Here is a 15,759-nt window from a genome sequence, read left to right on the forward strand (position 1 = left end):
TGTCCTCTGGCCAGCGGAAATCCCTTTCGTGATCTTGTATGGGCGACCTAAGATGCGATCGTGCATGTCGCCGGGATCCGGATTTATCCGCTGAAGTCGTCCGCTGGGATACCGCGGGACAGTGCGGTGCTCGAGCCCTGGGGTTTCGCGGGGGATCGCCGCTGGGCCGTGATCGGCGAGAACGGCGAAGATCTGTGGCTCGGAGAGTTTCCCAGAAGGCTCACCGTGGTGGCCCGCAACCTCGACGACGGCGGCCTCGCGCTCACGGCACCGGATATGCCGGATCTGACCGTTCCGCCCGCGACCTCGGGAGAGCCGGTTCCCGTCCGCTTCAGCGGCCTCGATCGTGCGCTGCTCGCGGCCCCGGAGGCCCATGACTGGTTCACCCGGCTGCTGGACCGGCCGGTGCGTCTCGTCTGGCTGGACGACCCGCGCCGCCGGGCGATCAGCCCCGCCCACGGCGGCCTGCCCGGTGACACGGTCAGCTTCGCCTCCGACGCGCCGCTGCTGCTCACCTCCATCGCGTCACTGAAACAGCTGGATCAGTGGATCGCGGAGGGTGCCGCCGAGCGGGGCGAGGAGGCCCCACAGCCGCTCGACATGGCCCGGTTCCGCCCCAGTGTCGTGGTGGACGGCGCCGAGCCGTACGAGGAGGACCGCTGGGCGGAGGTGCGCATCGGCGAGATCGGCTTTCGCGTGTCGGAGCTGTGCGACCGCTGCGCCGTCACCACGATCGACCCCGCCACCGCAGTGAAGGGCAAGGAGCCGCTCCGCACCCTGGCGCGGCACCGCAGATGGGACGGCAGGACGTGGTTCGGCATCCGCCTCGTGCCCCGCGCCACCGGCACGATCGCCCTCGGCGACCCCGTCACGCCCCTGCGCCGGAGCTGAGGCGGCGCAGGGCTTCGCGGACCTTGACCGGGTCGGTGGTGCGCCAGAACGGCGGCAGCGAGTTGAGCAGGAACCCGCTGTAGCGCGCTGTCGCCAGCCTGGGATCGAGCACGGCGACGACGCCTCGGTCGTCCATCGATCGGAGCAGCCGGCCGGCCCCCTGAGCCAGGAGCAGCGCCGCGTGGGTGGCGGCGACGGTCATGAAGCCGTTGCCGCCCTTCGCTGCGACGTGCCGCTGCCGCGCGGAGGTGAGCGGGTCGTCGGGCCGGGGGAAGGGGATCCGGTCGATGATGACGAGCGAGAGCGACGGCCCCGGCACGTCGACGCCCTGCCACAGCGACAGCGTGCCGAACAGGCAGGTCGCGGGATCGGCGGAGAACTGCTTCACCAGCTGTGACGTGGAGTCGTCCCCCTGGCACAGCAGCGGCACCTCCAGCCGCTCGCGCAGGGCCTCGGTGGCGGCCTTGGCCGCCCGCATCGAGGAGAACAGCCCGAGCGTGCGTCCCCCCGCCGCCTCGATCAGCTCGGTGATCTCGGTGAGGTACGCCTCGGGAAGCCCGTCGCGGCCCGGCTGCGGGAGGTGCTTGGCGACGTAGAGGATGCCCCGGTGCGGGTGATCGAACGGCGAGCCGACGTCGAGCCCGGTCCAGTCGTCGGTGCCGAGACCCCACTGGCGGGCCAGTCCGTCGAACGTGCCGCCGATGGCGAGCGTGGCGCTCGTCAAGATCACTGTCCGCTCGCCGAACAGCTTGTCGCGCAGCATGCCGCCGACCGACAGCGGGGCCACGCGCAGGGTCGGCGGGATGCGGCCGCGCCCGTGCTCGTTGGCGGGATCGAGCCAGACGACCTCGGCCCGGTCGACCTCGGGCGCACAGTCCCCGGGGTCGCCGCCTGAGTCGTCTCCCGTGCCGTCCCCGGACGGCGGCCCGAAAGCGTCGAGCATCCGCTGCGCCGTGTCGTGGACATCGTCGAGCATGCCGGACGCAGCCTTGCGCGCCGCCGCCTCCTGGTCGTCCTTCCCCCGTGAGCCGAGGGCCGTACGGCACGCGGACGCCGCGTCGCGCACCAGCGCGAGGGTCGCGCCCAGTGACCGGGGCAGGTCGTCGATCCGGCCGGGCGGGGCCACGGCGAGCAGGGCGCGCAGGTCCTCACCCGCCTCCTGCAGGCGGTCGGCCAGCCCCTGCTCGATGAGCCTGCCCACCCGGCGGGCGGCCAGGGCCACGCCGTTCTCCGACAGCTCTCCGGTGACCACCGAGGTGACCCGATCGACGAGCTCGTGCGCCTCGTCCACGACCACCACGTCGTGGTCGGGCAGGACCGAGAGGTCCTCCATGGCGTCGATGGCCAGCAGCGCGTGGTTGGTCACCACGACGTCGGCCTCACCCGCGCGCTCGCGCGCCAGCTCGGCGAAGCAGTCGGCGCCGCTGGGGCAGCGCTGGGCGCCCAGGCACTCCCTGGCGCTCACCGAGAACTGCCGCCACGCCTGGTCGCTCACCCCGGGCACCAGCTCGTCGCGGTCGCCGGTCTCTGTCTCGTTCGCCCACTCCAGGATGCGCTGCACCATCCGGCCGGTCGCGCCGACCTCGCGCGGGTCGAAGAGCTGGTCGTCCTCGTCGTCCGGGACGTCGGCGCTCATCTTGTGCCGGCACAGGTAGTTGCGGCGGCCCTTCAGGATGGCGAACTCCGGACGGTGCGGCAGGCGGTCGGCGAGCGCGTCGGCGAGCCTGGGCAGGTCACGGTCCACCAGCTGGCGCTGCAGCGCGATCGTCGCGGTCGAGATCACGACCGCGTCGCCCGTCTCGGCGGCATGCTTGATCGCGGGCACCAGGTAGGCCAGCGACTTGCCGGTGCCGGTGCCCGCCTGCACCGCGAGGTGCTCGCCGTCCTCCACGGCCTGCCGTACGGCCTGGGCCATCTTGACCTGCCCGGGGCGCTCGGTCCCCCCGAGCGCGGTCACCACGGCGGTGAGCAGCTCTTCGACGGGTGGAAGCTCTTTGGGCACGGGAAGAACCGTACCTCCTGTCGCCGACAATCGCTCCGTGACCGAGTGGGCGCATCCTGACGTTCCAGAAACCGGACGTCGGTCGACATGGCACACTGAATTCGCACGCTTACGAGATCAGTGGTGATCTATAGAGGTCGAGTGGACGGATAAGGCCAGGTAAAGGCACTATGTCTGCCATGTCAGAAGTTGTCCCGCTGCCATCGTTCGGTGAGGTGTTCTTCGACGCCCGAGGTCAGGACCGCGTGCTCCGGGTCACCTGGCACGAGGGCACACTGGTACTGAGCCTGTGGCGAGGCGAGATGTGCACCGCGAGTTTCCGGATGCCGATGGCCGACGTGGACCGTCTGATCGACACCCTCGACGAGGGGCTCGCCGAGGTCGGCGACCACGACGGCGAGGACGCCGACGACCCCGCGACGGGGCCGTTCCCCGGCCCCCAGATCCCGGCCGCACAGGCTCCGGGGCCTGAGGGGTACGCGCCGCCGCCACACGAGGGTTACCAGGATCAGGTCGCCTATCAGGAGCAGGGTTACCGGGATCACGCTGCGTACCAGGACCAGGGCTACCCCGATCAGGGTTACCAGGACCAGGGCTACCAAGATCAGGCATATCAGGATCCGGGTTACCATGAGCAGGGTTACCAGGATCAGGTCGCCTATCAGGAGCAGGGTTACCGGGATCACGCTGCGTACCAGGACCAGGCCGCTCATCACGATCAAGCGGCCTACCAGGGGCAGGCGGCGTACCACGACCAGCCCTACCAAGATCACTCCGCCTATCAGGACAGTGCTCCGTACCAGGACTATCCGGACTATCCGGGCACTGGTCAGTACGCGCGGCCGCCGATCCCCCCGCCCGTGTCCAACGACGTGCTCGTCGCACGCGGGGCCGTCACCCAGGATCGCCTGGTCGCCGCCCCCACTCCCGAGCCCGACGTGGATCCCAACGACCCGCTCGGCCTCGGCGCGGTCCGGCCGTACGTCCCGGATCCGATGTACGCCACCGGCGAGCGCCTGCGCCCGGACAAGCAGCAGCGGAGCGCTCAGCCGCAGCATGGCCGGCCGCACGAGGACGACTGGGGGCGCTAACCCCGCTAAATCCAGGGGAAATGCGGCGGAACTAGCCTGAGACCCATGGAAGGGAACGAGCCTGATCCCCGCTTCACATTGGCCAACGAACGCACCTTTCTCACCTGGCTCAGCACCTCCCTCGCGCTGAGCGCGGGGGGAATCGGCCTGGCGGTGGCGCCGGAGAACGTCTTCGGCACGTGGGTGCGCATCCCGCTGGCCGTCGTGCTGGTGCTGCTGGCCGCCGTCGCCGCCGGCTCCGCCTATCCCCGGTGGCGGCGCATCCAGGTTGCGCTGCGCCGCGACGAGCCGCTCCCGCCGCCCGCGCTCGCCCCCCTTCTGGGGTACGGCGTGGCGGGCGTGGCGGTGCTGGCGCTTGTGTTCGTCTTCCTGAACAGGTGACTCGCCGTGGTCGACAAGGGCCTGCAGAGCGAGCGCACCCGGCTGGCATGGGTGCGTACGGCCGCGCTGCTGGCCGCCGGTGCGCTGGGTGCGGCGGGGGTGGCGCTGAGCCATGGGGCTCCTGTCTGGGTCGCGACGCCCTTCGCGCTGGCGGCGCTCATCGGCGCGGTGCTGCTGCTCCGCACGGGCGTCCGGTTCCGCCGCGTGCAGCGTGCGCTGCGCGACGGTCATCCCCTCGACGTCACGGCTGATGCCCGGCTGGTCTGGCTCGGCACGCTCGCGCTGGTGGTCGGCGCGCTGGCCGTGGTGATCGACGCGGCGGCCTGAGCCGTACCGGCTCCCCGTGATCTTGCGAATTCTCGCAATGTAGCCGTCTGACCTGCGTAAATCAATCTCGTGATCTTGCAGTTTCTCGCAGACAAACCGCTTGACCTGCATCTACGTGTAGCTGATCTTGCAGCAGCGAGTGCAAGATCACGAACGGTGTTTTCGCTGCTCGCCGAGTATGTCTGCGAGAAAGTGCAAGATCACCAACGTGAAGTGCCAGCTTGCGGCACCTGAGTGCGAGCATTCGCAAGATCACGGCATCGGGGGGGGTGAGATCGGCTAGAGCGTGTCGGCCGCGGCGATGGTCTCGGCGACCTCGGCATGCCGTTCGGCCTCCTCGGCGGCGAAGCGTTCGGCGTCCAGCTTCTCCGCGATCTCCTCGTCCTGCTTCATCAGCGCGTCGAGGCTCTGCCCGGCCATGTCCAGCACCCCCATGTCGGCGTAGGCCTGCTGCAGGCGGGGGCTCCACAGCCCGATGTCCTTCACACACGGCACGATGCGGCTGAACAGCAGCGACCGGAACAGGCGGAGATATTCGGACTGGTCGACGTACCCCATGGCCTCGGCGACCTCCTGCCTGGACAGGCCGAGGGTCTCCCAGGTCTCCTGGCCGCGCAGGCGGTCGCGCATGAGGTAGCAGCCCTCGATGACGAAGTCCTCACGCTCGCGCAGTTCGGCCTCCGACAGGCCGCGGTAGTAGTCGCGCAGGGCCATCCGGCCGAAGGCGACGTGCCGCGCCTCGTCCTGCATCACGTACGCCAGGATCTGCTTGGGCAGCGGCTTGGTCGTGATGTCGCGCATCACGCCGAAGGCCGCCAGCGCCAGCCCCTCGATCAGCACCTGCATGCCGAGGTAGGGCATGTCCCACCGGGAGTCGCCGAGCGTGGTGTCCAGCAGCGCCTTCAGATGCTTGTTGATCGGATAGGCGAGCCCGACCTTCTCCTGCAGGAACCGGGCGTACGTCTCGGCGTGCCGCGCCTCGTCCATCGTCTGGGTGGCCGCGTAGAACTTCGAGTCCAGGTCGGGCACCGACTCGACGATGCGGGCCGAGCAGATCATCGCCCCCTGCTCGCCGTGCAGGAACTGGGAGAACTGCCAGACCGCGGTGTGCCTGCGCACCTCACGGCGCTGTTTCTCGTCCATCCGCTCCCACAGCGGGGTGCCGTAGATCGCTATCGTCTTGTCGGGGAAACCGAGGATGTCGTACGGATCGACCTCGAGGTCCCAGTCGATCCGTTTGACCGAGTCCCACTGCTTGTCCTTGCCCTTCTGGTACAGGGCGAGCATGCGATCACGGCCCTCGTCGTACTCCCAGGTGAAGCGGGCCGCCCCGGACATCTCCACATCCCAGGTGGAGAGCTCTGCGGGGATCGTGTAGAGCTCGTGGGTCGACACGGGAGCCTCCTAGACGTACACCGTACGTGTACTTTTGAGCGTGTCACGTACGCTGTACGTGCGTCAACGGGCGCGGGAGGACCTGGTCATGCTCAGCCGGGACGGGATCGTCGCCGCCACCATCTCCCTCATCGAACGCGAGGGCGCCGACGCGGTGTCGATGCGCCGGATCGCCGGGGAGCTGGGCGTGGGGGTGATGTCCCTGTACAACCATGTCCCGAACAAGTCGGCGTTGCTCGACGCGGTGGCCGAGGCCGTGCTGTCGCGGATCGAGTTCACCGACGACCCCTCGGCGCACTGGACGGAGCGGGTCCGGATGCAGGCCAGGGCGTTCCGGCAGATCGCCCACGACTTTCCCCGCTGCACCATGGTCGTGGTGAGCCGCCAGCTCAGATCGACGGCCGGGTTGCTGCCGGTCGAACGCGCCCTGGCCACCCTGCGCGACGCCGGCTTCGACGGCAGGCAGGCGGTGCGGATGCTGCGCGTGTTCATCGCCTACGTCGTCGGCTCCCTGCTGCGCGAGGTGGGGGTGACCCCGACGTTCGCGCCGATGCGGCCCGACGTATCCGTGGCGGAGGTGGACCCGGCTCTGTTCCCGCTGGTCGGGGAGTTCGCACCGGATCTGATGGCCTGCGATCACGAGGAGGAGTTCGACTTCGGCCTGGAGTTGCTCGTCCAGGCGATGGCCGTACGGGCGGAGCAGGCCGCCGGGCACGAGGGGCCGCATCGGCTTTAGTCCCCAGGGAGGGGACCTCAGTACCAGTTGTGGGACCGGAAGTGGCCCCAGGCGCCGCACGGCGAGCCGTACCTGGCCTCGATGTAACGCAACCCCCATTTGATCTGTGTCTGAGGGTTGTCCCGCCAGTCGTGCGCGGCTGAGCGCATCTTCCGGCCGGGCAGCGCCTGGGGGATTCCGTAGGCGCCGGAGTGCGTGTTGTAGGCCCGGTGGTTCCAGTCGCTCTCCCTGGTCCACAGGCTGTCCAGGCACTGGAACTCGGTGCCCGGCCAGGAGCGCCGGGTCACGAGCCGGAAGGCGTAGGCCTTGCTGCGCTCCTTGGCGGGGGCCCGCCTGCGGGCCTTGCGGGTGTCCGCCTTGGCCTGGGTCCGCCATATTCCCACCCTGGCCGCCGAGGGCGGGTGGGTCTCCGGGGGGACCGGCTTCTTCGCCCAGGCGGGCGAGCAGTTCACGAAGCCGGCGACGGCGAAGGCGATCACGGCGGTCACCGCGGCACGTTGTGCGTTTCCGCCCCTGCGCGCGTTCTCACTGCTGTCCACATCGCTCCTTGTCGTCAGGTCGCGAGCGGAGGGCGGGCGGCGGCGACGGGCGCCGTGCCCGCCGTACGGCGCCGCACCCATGGCGTGGGCGCGGCCGTCCGCTCGGCCGCACCGGATCGTGTCTCCGGTGGGCGCCGCGACGGGTCCTCAGCCCGGATTGAAATACGGGCGGACACCCGAGGACCCCCGGCACCGGGCCGTCGCTGGTGATTCTTTGCCGATCTCGCCCCCTCGGCAGACTCTCGTGAGGGGCGCGGTTAGAGTCACGGCATGAGCATCCTCGATATCCCCGTGAACACATTGGACGGCGAGCCGACCACGCTCGCGGACCTGCTCGGCGGCCGGGCCGCCCTGGTGGTCAACGTGGCGTCGCGGTGTGGGCTGACGCCCCAGTACGCCGGTCTGGTCCGGCTGCGGCAGACGTACGGGCAGCGCGGCTTCACCGTGGTCGGCGTGCCCTGCAACCAGTTCATGGGCCAGGAGCCGGGATCCGCCGAAGAGATCAAGGAGTTCTGCTCCACGACCTACGGGGTCGACTTCCCGTTGCTGGAGAAGACGGAGGTCAACGGCCCGGGCAGGCACCCGCTCTACGCCGCGCTCACGGAGGTCCCCGACGCCTCGGGTGAGGCCGGCGACATCCAGTGGAACTTCGAGAAGTTCCTCGTCACGGCGGACGGCGAGGTCGCCGCGCGGTTCCGGCCGCGTGTCGAGCCGGAGGCCCCGGAGATCGTCGAGGCGATCGAGAAGGTCATCGCCTGAGGGACGTCGAGTGGTCGTCGGCCGGGGCGGCGGGGGAGACCCGGCCCGGGAGCGCTTCAGCGCAACCGGGGGCCGCAACTGGCCCGTACGATCAGTTCGGTGGGCAGGGCGACCGTACGAGGGCGGCGCCCCTGCCGCAGCGCGAGCTCGGCCGCACGGTAGCCGAGGTCCTGCGCCGGCCGGGCGACCACGGTCAGCGGGGGCGAGCACAGCTCCGCCCACGGCACGTCGTCGAACATGATCAGCGATACGTCCTTGGGAATCCGCACGTCGAGCTCGCGCGCGGCCAGCACGGCCGCCTCTCCGAGAACGTTGCCCCCGGCCAGGAGCGCGGTGACGTCGGGACGGTTCTGCAGCAGTCCGGCGGCCGCGGCGTACGCCGAGTCGCGGCTGGCCCGCGCGTGCACGACGAGGCCGCGATCGGACGGGACGCCGAATGAGGCCAGCGCCTCGGTGAAGGCGGTGACCCGCTGTGACTGCCCGTGCCGGGTCAGGAAGGCGATCTTCTTGTGGCCGAGGCCGATGAGGTACTCCATCGCCGTCAGCACCCCCGCCGCGTCGTCGGCGACGACACTGGGCACGTCGGTCCGGCTCCGGCGGTCGACGAAGACGACGTTCAGCCCGGCACGCAGCGCCGGCGCCCAGGTCTCCCCGGCGGTCTCCTCGTCGCGCGAAGGAACGGCGATCACCCGGTCCATGCTCTGCTCGATCAGCGCGCCGATCAGCTCGGCCTCCCGTTCGGGGTCGTCGCCGGTGACGCCCACCGTGACCGGCTCGCCGTAGGAGCGGGCGCATGACAGCACGCCGTCGGTGACCCTGGCGTAGAAGGCGTCGGTGATGTCCGGGATGAGCAGGCCGATGCCGCCCGTCCGCTGCCGTCGCAGGTTCCGCCCGAGTGCGCTGGGGTGGTAGTCGAGCCGCGCCGCAGCGGCCAGCACGCGCTCGCGCGTCTGCGCGCTGGCCGAGCCGCCCGACAGGACGCGGGACACCGTCGCGACGCCGACACCCGCCGCCTCCGCCACATCCTTGATCGTCGTACGACGCTGCGTTGGACCGTTCATGGAAACGATTCCATCATAGTTTCATGACCTAATCAATCGATATCTTGACACTGGTCGGGGTTTCGCGGGACAGTTGTGAAAACGTATCCACATCACCCGTATCGAGGGGACCGGTATGGCATCAATCGTTCTGAACAGCGTTGACAAGATCTACGCGGGTGGGGTGAAGGCCGTCAACGGCCTCAACCTCGAGATCAAGGACGGCGAGTTCATGGTGCTGGTCGGCCCCTCCGGGTGCGGCAAGTCCACCGCGCTACGTATGATCGCCGGTCTTGAGGACATCAGCGGCGGCGAGATCGTGATCGGTGACCGGGTGGTCAACCACCTGCCCCCGAAGGACCGCGACATCGCGATGGTCTTCCAGAACTACGCGCTCTACCCCCACATGACGGTCGAGGAGAACCTCGCCTTCGGCCTCAAGCTGCGCAAGATGTCCAAGCCGGAGATCCAGAAGCGGGTCGGCGAGGCCGCCAAGATGCTCGGCCTGGAGCAGTACCTCAAGCGCAAGCCGGCCGCGCTGTCCGGTGGTCAGCGCCAGCGTGTCGCGATGGGCCGCGCCATCGTCCGCGAGCCGCAGGCCTTCCTCATGGACGAGCCGCTGTCCAACCTGGACGCCAAGCTCCGCGTCTCCATGCGCGCCTCCCTCAACCAGCTCCACGAGAGCCTCGGTGTCACCACCGTCTACGTGACCCACGACCAGGTCGAGGCCATGACCCTCGGCGACCGCGTCTGCGTCCTGCGCGACGGCGTGCTGCAGCAGGTCGACACCCCGCAGAACCTGTTCGACAGCCCGGTCAACCTGTTCGTCGCGGGCTTCATGGGCTCCCCGGCCATGAACTTCGCCTACGCCGACCTGGTCCGCGACAACAACGGGACCGCGGTCGTCTTCGCCGGCTACCGGCTGCCCGTCCCCGACTCGTCGTTCGCGGAGAAGCCGGGCCTCGACCGCTACCTCGGCAAGAAGATCATCCTCGGCATTCGTCCGTCGGACTTCGAGGACTCCGGGGCGGCCAACGGCAGCATCGGCGGCTGGGTGCGCGTCCCGGTGCGTGCCAACGTCACCGAGGAGCTGGGCTCCGAGATCAACGTGCTGTTCACGATCGACGCTCCGCCGGTCGAGCACAAGGACACCATGGCCGCCCAGCACGACGGCGACGAGGAGGAGACCACGCTGCCGCTGAGCGGCAACAAGTCGCTGTGGACCGCGCGTGTCAACGCCCGCAGCCGCGTCCGGCCCGGCCAGGAGATCGAGCTGGTCGTCGACACGCACAACCTGCACTTCTTCGACGTCGACTCCGGCCTGGCGATCGGCCACGAGGCCAACGTCGGCCGCTGACCCCTCGCGCCGGCCCTCTCCCGCCGATCCGGCCCGGTTCCGGGCCGGATCGGCGGTTTCTCAGATCGCGTCGAGCGGCAGCATCGGCGTGATCCAGGGGAACACGACGTACCACAGCAGCGCCGCCACGGCGCCGATCAGCAGCAGCGATGCGACCACCCTGGCCGCGGTGCCGCCGGGCAGCCTGCGCCAGATGAATCCGTACATGCCGACTCCCTACGCACGCTCCTCGCGTTTCGCGAGCACTCCGTACACGATCAGGCGCTGCCGGGCGGAATACTCCGGGTGACAGGTGGTCATCGTGATCATCGCCTTCGACGGCCGCCGGGAGGGATGTCCGGGCACGGGGTCGACGACGGCCAGATCGGTGGGCTCGACGATCTCCTTGTGGTCGACACGGTAGGTATAGCGCGCGTCCGCCGCGTCCACCACGATCTCGTCGCCCCGCCGTAGCTCATCGATTTTCTTGAACGGCGCGGCGTACGTGGTCCTATGTCCGGATATCACGAAATTGCCTATCTGTCCGGGCAGTGCCGTTCCCGGATAATGTCCGGGCCCCTTACGCAACTCCTCGGGACCGACGCCCTCCACTACGGCGTATTTGTAATCGGCGCCCAGCCGTGGGATGCGGAGCAGCGCCAGAGCGCGTCCGAGTTTGATCTTTTTGATCGGCTGATTTCCGGTTTTTCCGTGCGCGGAACCGTCGCCGGATCCACCGCCGGGCTCCTGGCCGAACACCTGAGCGAGCTGGCGCTGCAGCGCGCGCTGCTGCCCTTCGGTATAGGAGTCGGTGCCCCAGAGCAGGTACGCGTAGAACAGCAGCAGGACCAGCCCGACGGCGACGCCGAGCTCGCCGATGGCTCGCAGGGTTCTCATGGCGAAGTCAGGTCGGTGAGCACGGATCGAGTATCGCCGTACCGCGGGAAGGGCGGCGGTGGTTCGACGGGAATTGGCGAATTCTTTGGCACCGCCGAGAGCGGCCGTATTCCTGCGGAGCGTCGAGATGGCCGAAACGCGGTCCGAACGTCAACGAACCGGGAACCGTAGCCGATGATTCGGTAAGTAACGCGTAGCCGAGGGACACGTCACGGCCCGAACCCAATATAACTGTTGGCTGGCAAACACGGCGCCGAACCTGAGCAAATGCCGTACAGACCTGAACAACGGTTACTGGGAGTCCAGGTGACACGAAAGCATGCGGGATCTATTCTTCTGGCGCTGACGGCCGCGGGCGGTCTGGCGCTGGGGAGCAGCGCCATCGCGGCGGCGGAGACCTGCCCGCCGTCGAAGGTCGCGGCACGGGAGAATTCGGGCTCCGTCCGGCCGATCCTCGCCGCCTCGCTCGGGGTGTTCACGCCTCGGCACAGGCATGTGGCCTGCGGGGCCCGCCGCCTCGACCACGTCTGTCCGCAACGCCCCGCCTGCCGGGAGAGCCAGGAGAACCGGGTGAAGCGGACCGCAGACTGCGGCGGCGACTCCGGCGCCCGGGCCGCGCGGTCGGCGGCCGACCGCTGCGAGGACCGGGGCGACGGCACGAACGCGGTCGCGGCCAGCGGGATCAACGAGACGGCTCCAGCGGAGGCGACCGCGGAGACGGGCAGGGCAGGGCGGATCGCCCCGGGCGAGGCGGACATCCCCGCGCGCGGTGAGAGCGAGACGCCACAGGAGAGCGGCCCCAGGCGGGTCGTTCCGCTCGGCGGGCCCCGGTCGCCCGTCGAAGCGGCGGCGTCGCTCGGAGGCGCGGCTTCGCTCGGCGGAAGGGGGCCGGTCGGGGGGACCGGTCCGGTCGGGGGAACCGGTCCGGTCGGGGGAACGGTGCCGGGAGGTGCCGGCCAGGCCGGTCCCGTCATCGCGCCCCCGGGCACCGGCGGTGGAACGCCGGTCGGCAACGTTCCCGGGCAGCCGGGACAGCCGGGGCAGCCGGGGCAGCCGGGAGGGGGGCCGGGACGGCCAGGACAGCAGACGGCCCCCGGAGGCCCCGCCGATCCGGGAGCACGTACACCGGAAGAGGGCAACACACCCGGCGAGATCTCCACGCCGGAGGAGAAGACGCGGCCGCAGGCCGCCGACCCGGGGTACGGCATGCCGGCCGGCCGGGTCTCCGGACTGTTGCCGTTCACGGGTGCTCCGGCGGGGATCGCACTCGCCGGAGCGGGCCTGCTCGCCGCCGGCTTCGGCGTGACCATGGTCTCCGTACGGCGCCGCCGTTCCGCCGCGAAGTAGGCCGATGGCCGCGGAGCAGGCCGCGAAGTAGGCCGATGGCCGTGAAGCGGACCGCGAAGTCGGCCGTCGAGCAGGATGGGAAACGGGTCCTCACCACGGTCCGGCGGAGAATCGGCCGGGGCCGGGGTGGGGACCGGCGGGAACCGATCGTCAACGAACTGGGAACGCTCACCGATCTCTCGGTAAGCATCGTGCGGCGGGTCGGGGTCGCTCATGGGCCGGACCCATATAACTGTCGAGGGGTTAGCAGGTCGCCGGGATTCCGGGCGAGCTGCCCTATGACCTGAACGACGGTTATCGGGGGTCCAAGTGGCAAGAAAAAGTACGATACCCATTCTGCTGGCGGCCACGGCCGCCGGTGGACTCACATTGATGACGGGGGGAATCGCGGCGGCGGCGACCGGCCCGTCGCCGTCGGGCGTGCTGGTACGGGGGACTGTGAATCCCTATCCGCCGATCCCCGCCGCGCCCATCGGGTCCTTCGTGGAGCCGGGCGTCGGCCCGGCCGCCCAGTTCCAGTCCGACCCGACACGGGTCGAGCAGGCGCAGACCAATCCGGTCGTGGTCGACCAGACCCCGGCCAACCAGGCGGCTCCGGCCGTTCTGGCTAACCCAGGCAACGCGGGCAACGTGGGCAATCCGATCTGGTTCCCCCAGGGCGGCTTCGGGCAGTTCATGCCGAACATGTGGCCGGGGATGGGAATGGGCCCGGGAACGGGCGGAAACACCAACCCGCAGGGGACCACCAGCCAGACCACCCCCATCATCGCGCCCGTGGCACAGGATGGGGTCGCTCCCGTGGGGCCGGCCCAGGGGCAGCCGGGCGTCACGGAGGCGGGCCCGATCCAGGCGGGTCTGGCGGACGCCCAGGCGGCGGGACCGTGGGATGACACCTTCGCCGACGAGGAGGCCGAGCCGGACGAGTACGAGGAGTCGGAGGGCGAGGAAGGGGCGCCGGAAGAATTCGCCGAGGAGGAGGCCGCCGGGCCGGAGGACATGCCGATGGACGGTCCGATGGGCGCTCCCATGGGCGCCATGCCTCCGCAGGCCGGCGGGCCGGTCGGCGGCATGGCCCCGGCAGGCGCGGGCCGGCTGCCGTTCACCGGCGCACCGATGGGGATCGCGGCGGCCGGGCTTGGCCTGCTGACCGCGGCCGTCGGCTGCATGCTGGTCTCCGTACGGCGCCGCCGCTCCTCTGGTGCCCAGTAGCAGGAGCCGCCGGGCCGTGCTCATCGGCCTGCCGTCGCTAGCCCTCGGCCTCATGCTGGCCGGGGGCTGGTCGGCGCATCTCGCGTTGGGCACGCGCGAGCACCTCGAGGCGGCCAGGGACGCCCTGCTCCGGCTTCGCACGGCCGACGTCGAGTCCGCCTCGGCCGTGGCGGGGGTGCTCGCGGACGCCCGGCGACACGCGCACGAGGCTCGGCGGCTCACCGACCGCCCCGAATGGCGGCTGTTCACCCATGTTCCCGTCGTGGGCGCGGGGGCCACGACCACCCGCGGGCTGGCGGCGGCCGCCGCGCAGCTCACCGATGTGCTGTCCGAGATCCAACGCGCAGGCACCCCGCTGATCGAGGCAGGGACGCGTTCCACCGGCGCGGGCGACCTGCGGCCGATCCTGGCCGGCCTCGACGCCGTGGCGCCGGCCCTGGACCATGCGGTGACGCGGATCGCCGCGGTGCGCACGCTGGTGGCCGCGACGCCCGAGTACACCGGCGTGCCCGCCCTGGACCTGGCACGCGGCACGATGCTGCGTGAGATCGACCGGTTGAGCGGTTGGGTGCGCGCGGGCGCCGACGCCGCCACGCTGCTGCCTCCGATGCTGGGACGCGACGGCCCGCGGCAATACTTCCTGGCATTCCAGACCAACGCCGAGGCACGCGGCACCGGGGGGCTGGTCGGCGCGTTCGGCATCCTGACGGCCGATCACGGCAGGCTCGGCATCAGGCGTCTGTCGGCCAACAACGGGCTCGCGCCCAGCTCGGCCCCCGTCGCCGACTTCGGGCCGGCCTTCACCTCGCGCTACGGCCGGGGCGCGACCTCCCTGCTCTCCGTCTCCAACCTTTCGCCGCATTTTCCGTACGCCGCGGCCACCTGGGCCGGGCTGTGGGAGCGCAAGACCGGCCGATCGCTGGACGGCGCCATCGCCACCGACCCGGTCGGCCTCGCCCACCTGCTGAAGTTGATCGGGCCGGTCAGGCTGCCCGGCGGCGAGACGGTGACGGCGGCCAACGTCGTCGATCTCACCGAGCGCACGTCGTACGCCCGGTATCCGAATCCGGCCGAGCGTAAGAGGTTCCTCATCAGGATCGCCGCCGCCGTCAGCGAGGCGCTGGTCGGCGCCGAGGACGTCGCCGATCCCGCGCGTGCGCTGCCCGTGCTGTCGCGGCTGGTGAACGAGCGGAGGGTCCAGGTCTGGAGCAGAAGGGACGATGAGGAGCGGCGTCTCGCCGCCACCCCGCTCGGCGGAACCCTGCCGCGGCGGCCCGGACCCTTCGCCGCCCTGGTGATCAACAACTCGGGCGGGACCAAGCTCGACTACTACCTGAAGCGTTCCTTGACCTACACGCTCGGCCCGTGCCGCGGCGACGGCCGGCGCACCAGCACGGTACGGATCCGGCTCGCCAACGACGTGCCGCGCGGGCGGCTGCCCACGTACGTCACCGGCCGGCTCGACGCGCCGCGGAGCCGGCACACGCCCGGTTCCAACCGGTTGTGGGTGTCCCTTTACGCGGGAATCGGCGCCAGGGCGACCGCGGCGCGCCTCGACGGTCGTCCCGTCGGCTTCTACGCCGAGACGGAGCTGTCGCATCCCGTCTACTCGACGGTGCTGGAGTTCGCCCCGCGGCAGGCGAGGACACTCGAGTTCGACCTGGTCGAGCCCTACTCGGCGGCGTCGCCGGTCGTCCCGGTGCAGCCGCTCGTCCGGCCCCAGCGGACGGCGATCCGGCGGGAAGGCCAGAACTGCGCCCCCTCACCGTAAAGACCGGCGCGCCACGGGGGCGGCCCGCTGAGGGCCGC

16 protein-coding genes are annotated in these 15,759 nt (G+C 70.4%); 10 read left to right on the forward strand and 6 right to left on the reverse strand.

Features of this window, described 5'->3' with window-relative positions; all coding sequences use genetic code 11:
• The first annotated feature begins 60 nt into the window (after nucleotides 1-60).
• The gene (locus tag ACQP1K_RS10045) at nucleotides 61-891 is read left to right on the forward strand and encodes an MOSC domain-containing protein (RefSeq protein WP_433500599.1); all 831 of its coding nucleotides are present in this window, start codon (nucleotides 61-63) and stop codon (nucleotides 889-891) included.
• Here ACQP1K_RS10045 and ACQP1K_RS10050 read toward each other — a convergent pair.
• The gene (locus tag ACQP1K_RS10050) at nucleotides 869-2,893 is read right to left on the reverse strand and encodes an ATP-dependent DNA helicase (protein WP_433500600.1); all 2,025 of its coding nucleotides are present in this window, start codon (nucleotides 2,891-2,893) and stop codon (nucleotides 869-871) included. The two genes, ACQP1K_RS10045 and ACQP1K_RS10050, sit on opposite strands and share 23 nt — an antisense overlap.
• 179 nt (nucleotides 2,894-3,072) lie before the next feature.
• Here ACQP1K_RS10050 and ACQP1K_RS10055 point away from each other — a divergent pair, with 179 nt between their 5' ends.
• From ACQP1K_RS10055 to ACQP1K_RS10065, 3 genes are read left to right on the forward strand one after another with little or no spacing between them, the layout of a single operon-like run.
• Nucleotides 3,073-3,984 (forward strand): hypothetical protein, encoded by a 912-nt coding sequence (locus ACQP1K_RS10055; RefSeq protein WP_433500601.1) that lies wholly within the window; start codon nucleotides 3,073-3,075, stop codon nucleotides 3,982-3,984.
• Between the two features lie 45 nt (nucleotides 3,985-4,029).
• Nucleotides 4,030-4,365, forward strand: a complete 336-nt coding sequence (locus ACQP1K_RS10060) for a YidH family protein (RefSeq protein ID WP_433500602.1) — start codon at nucleotides 4,030-4,032, stop codon at nucleotides 4,363-4,365.
• Between the two features lie 6 nt (nucleotides 4,366-4,371).
• Complete coding sequence (locus tag ACQP1K_RS10065) at nucleotides 4,372-4,692, forward strand: DUF202 domain-containing protein (RefSeq protein ID WP_433500603.1); 321 nt, start codon at nucleotides 4,372-4,374, stop codon at nucleotides 4,690-4,692.
• 279 nt (nucleotides 4,693-4,971) lie between these two features.
• On the opposite strand, the gene ACQP1K_RS10070 is transcribed toward ACQP1K_RS10065, so the two are convergent.
• Nucleotides 4,972-6,087 carry a ferritin-like domain-containing protein gene (locus ACQP1K_RS10070; protein WP_433500604.1) on the reverse strand — a complete coding sequence of 372 codons (1,116 nt, stop codon included), beginning with the start codon at nucleotides 6,085-6,087 and terminating at the stop codon, nucleotides 4,972-4,974.
• Between the two features lie 40 nt (nucleotides 6,088-6,127).
• Between ACQP1K_RS10070 and ACQP1K_RS10075 the strand changes: the two genes are divergently transcribed.
• The gene (locus tag ACQP1K_RS10075) at nucleotides 6,128-6,823 is read left to right on the forward strand and encodes a TetR/AcrR family transcriptional regulator C-terminal domain-containing protein (protein WP_433500605.1); all 696 of its coding nucleotides are present in this window, start codon (nucleotides 6,128-6,130) and stop codon (nucleotides 6,821-6,823) included.
• Nucleotides 6,824-6,840: 17 nt separating this feature from the next.
• Here the strand turns inward: ACQP1K_RS10075 and ACQP1K_RS10080 are convergent, their stop codons facing one another.
• Nucleotides 6,841-7,362, reverse strand: a complete 522-nt coding sequence (locus ACQP1K_RS10080; protein WP_433500606.1) for a lytic transglycosylase domain-containing protein — start codon at nucleotides 7,360-7,362, stop codon at nucleotides 6,841-6,843.
• Nucleotides 7,363-7,632: 270 nt separating this feature from the next.
• On the opposite strand from ACQP1K_RS10080, the gene ACQP1K_RS10085 reads away from it, so the two are divergent.
• Nucleotides 7,633-8,121 carry a glutathione peroxidase gene (locus ACQP1K_RS10085; protein WP_433500607.1) on the forward strand — a complete coding sequence of 163 codons (489 nt, stop codon included), beginning with the start codon at nucleotides 7,633-7,635 and terminating at the stop codon, nucleotides 8,119-8,121.
• Between the two features lie 56 nt (nucleotides 8,122-8,177).
• Here ACQP1K_RS10085 and ACQP1K_RS10090 read toward each other — a convergent pair whose 3' ends face one another.
• Nucleotides 8,178-9,182, reverse strand: a complete 1,005-nt coding sequence (locus tag ACQP1K_RS10090; RefSeq protein ID WP_433500608.1) for a LacI family DNA-binding transcriptional regulator — start codon at nucleotides 9,180-9,182, stop codon at nucleotides 8,178-8,180.
• A 115-nt stretch (nucleotides 9,183-9,297) separates the two neighbouring features.
• Here ACQP1K_RS10090 and ACQP1K_RS10095 point away from each other — a divergent pair, with 115 nt between their 5' ends.
• Nucleotides 9,298-10,518, forward strand: coding sequence for an ABC transporter ATP-binding protein (locus ACQP1K_RS10095; RefSeq protein WP_433500609.1), 1,221 nt, complete (start codon nucleotides 9,298-9,300; stop codon nucleotides 10,516-10,518).
• A gap of 60 nt (nucleotides 10,519-10,578) precedes the next feature.
• Here the strand turns inward: ACQP1K_RS10095 and ACQP1K_RS10100 are convergent, their stop codons facing one another.
• The gene (locus tag ACQP1K_RS10100) at nucleotides 10,579-10,725 is read right to left on the reverse strand and encodes a hypothetical protein (protein ID WP_433500610.1); all 147 of its coding nucleotides are present in this window, start codon (nucleotides 10,723-10,725) and stop codon (nucleotides 10,579-10,581) included.
• Nucleotides 10,726-10,734: 9 nt separating this feature from the next.
• Nucleotides 10,735-11,394: a class E sortase gene (locus tag ACQP1K_RS10105; RefSeq protein WP_433500611.1), complete on the reverse strand. Its 660-nt coding sequence runs from the start codon at nucleotides 11,392-11,394 to the stop codon at nucleotides 10,735-10,737.
• A gap of 306 nt (nucleotides 11,395-11,700) precedes the next feature.
• Between ACQP1K_RS10105 and ACQP1K_RS10110 the strand changes: the two genes are divergently transcribed.
• The 3 genes from ACQP1K_RS10110 to ACQP1K_RS10120 all read left to right on the forward strand — a co-directional run bounded on the left by ACQP1K_RS10110 (nucleotide 11,701) and on the right by ACQP1K_RS10120 (nucleotide 15,721).
• A complete protein-coding gene (locus tag ACQP1K_RS10110; protein ID WP_433500612.1) occupies nucleotides 11,701-12,741 on the forward strand; it encodes a hypothetical protein in 1,041 nt (346 codons plus the stop codon).
• A 372-nt stretch (nucleotides 12,742-13,113) separates the two neighbouring features.
• Entirely contained in the window at nucleotides 13,114-13,950 is an 837-nt protein-coding gene (locus ACQP1K_RS10115) for a hypothetical protein (RefSeq protein ID WP_433500613.1), read from the forward strand.
• Nucleotides 13,940-15,721, forward strand: coding sequence for a DUF4012 domain-containing protein (locus ACQP1K_RS10120; protein ID WP_433500614.1), 1,782 nt, complete (start codon nucleotides 13,940-13,942; stop codon nucleotides 15,719-15,721). The genes ACQP1K_RS10115 and ACQP1K_RS10120 overlap by 11 nt, the downstream gene beginning before the upstream one ends.
• Nucleotides 15,722-15,759 lie beyond the last annotated feature (38 nt).

Origin of the sequence: Sphaerimonospora sp. CA-214678, assembly GCF_050942215.1 — a bacterium.
Classification (GTDB): domain Bacteria; phylum Actinomycetota; class Actinomycetes; order Streptosporangiales; family Streptosporangiaceae; genus Sphaerimonospora.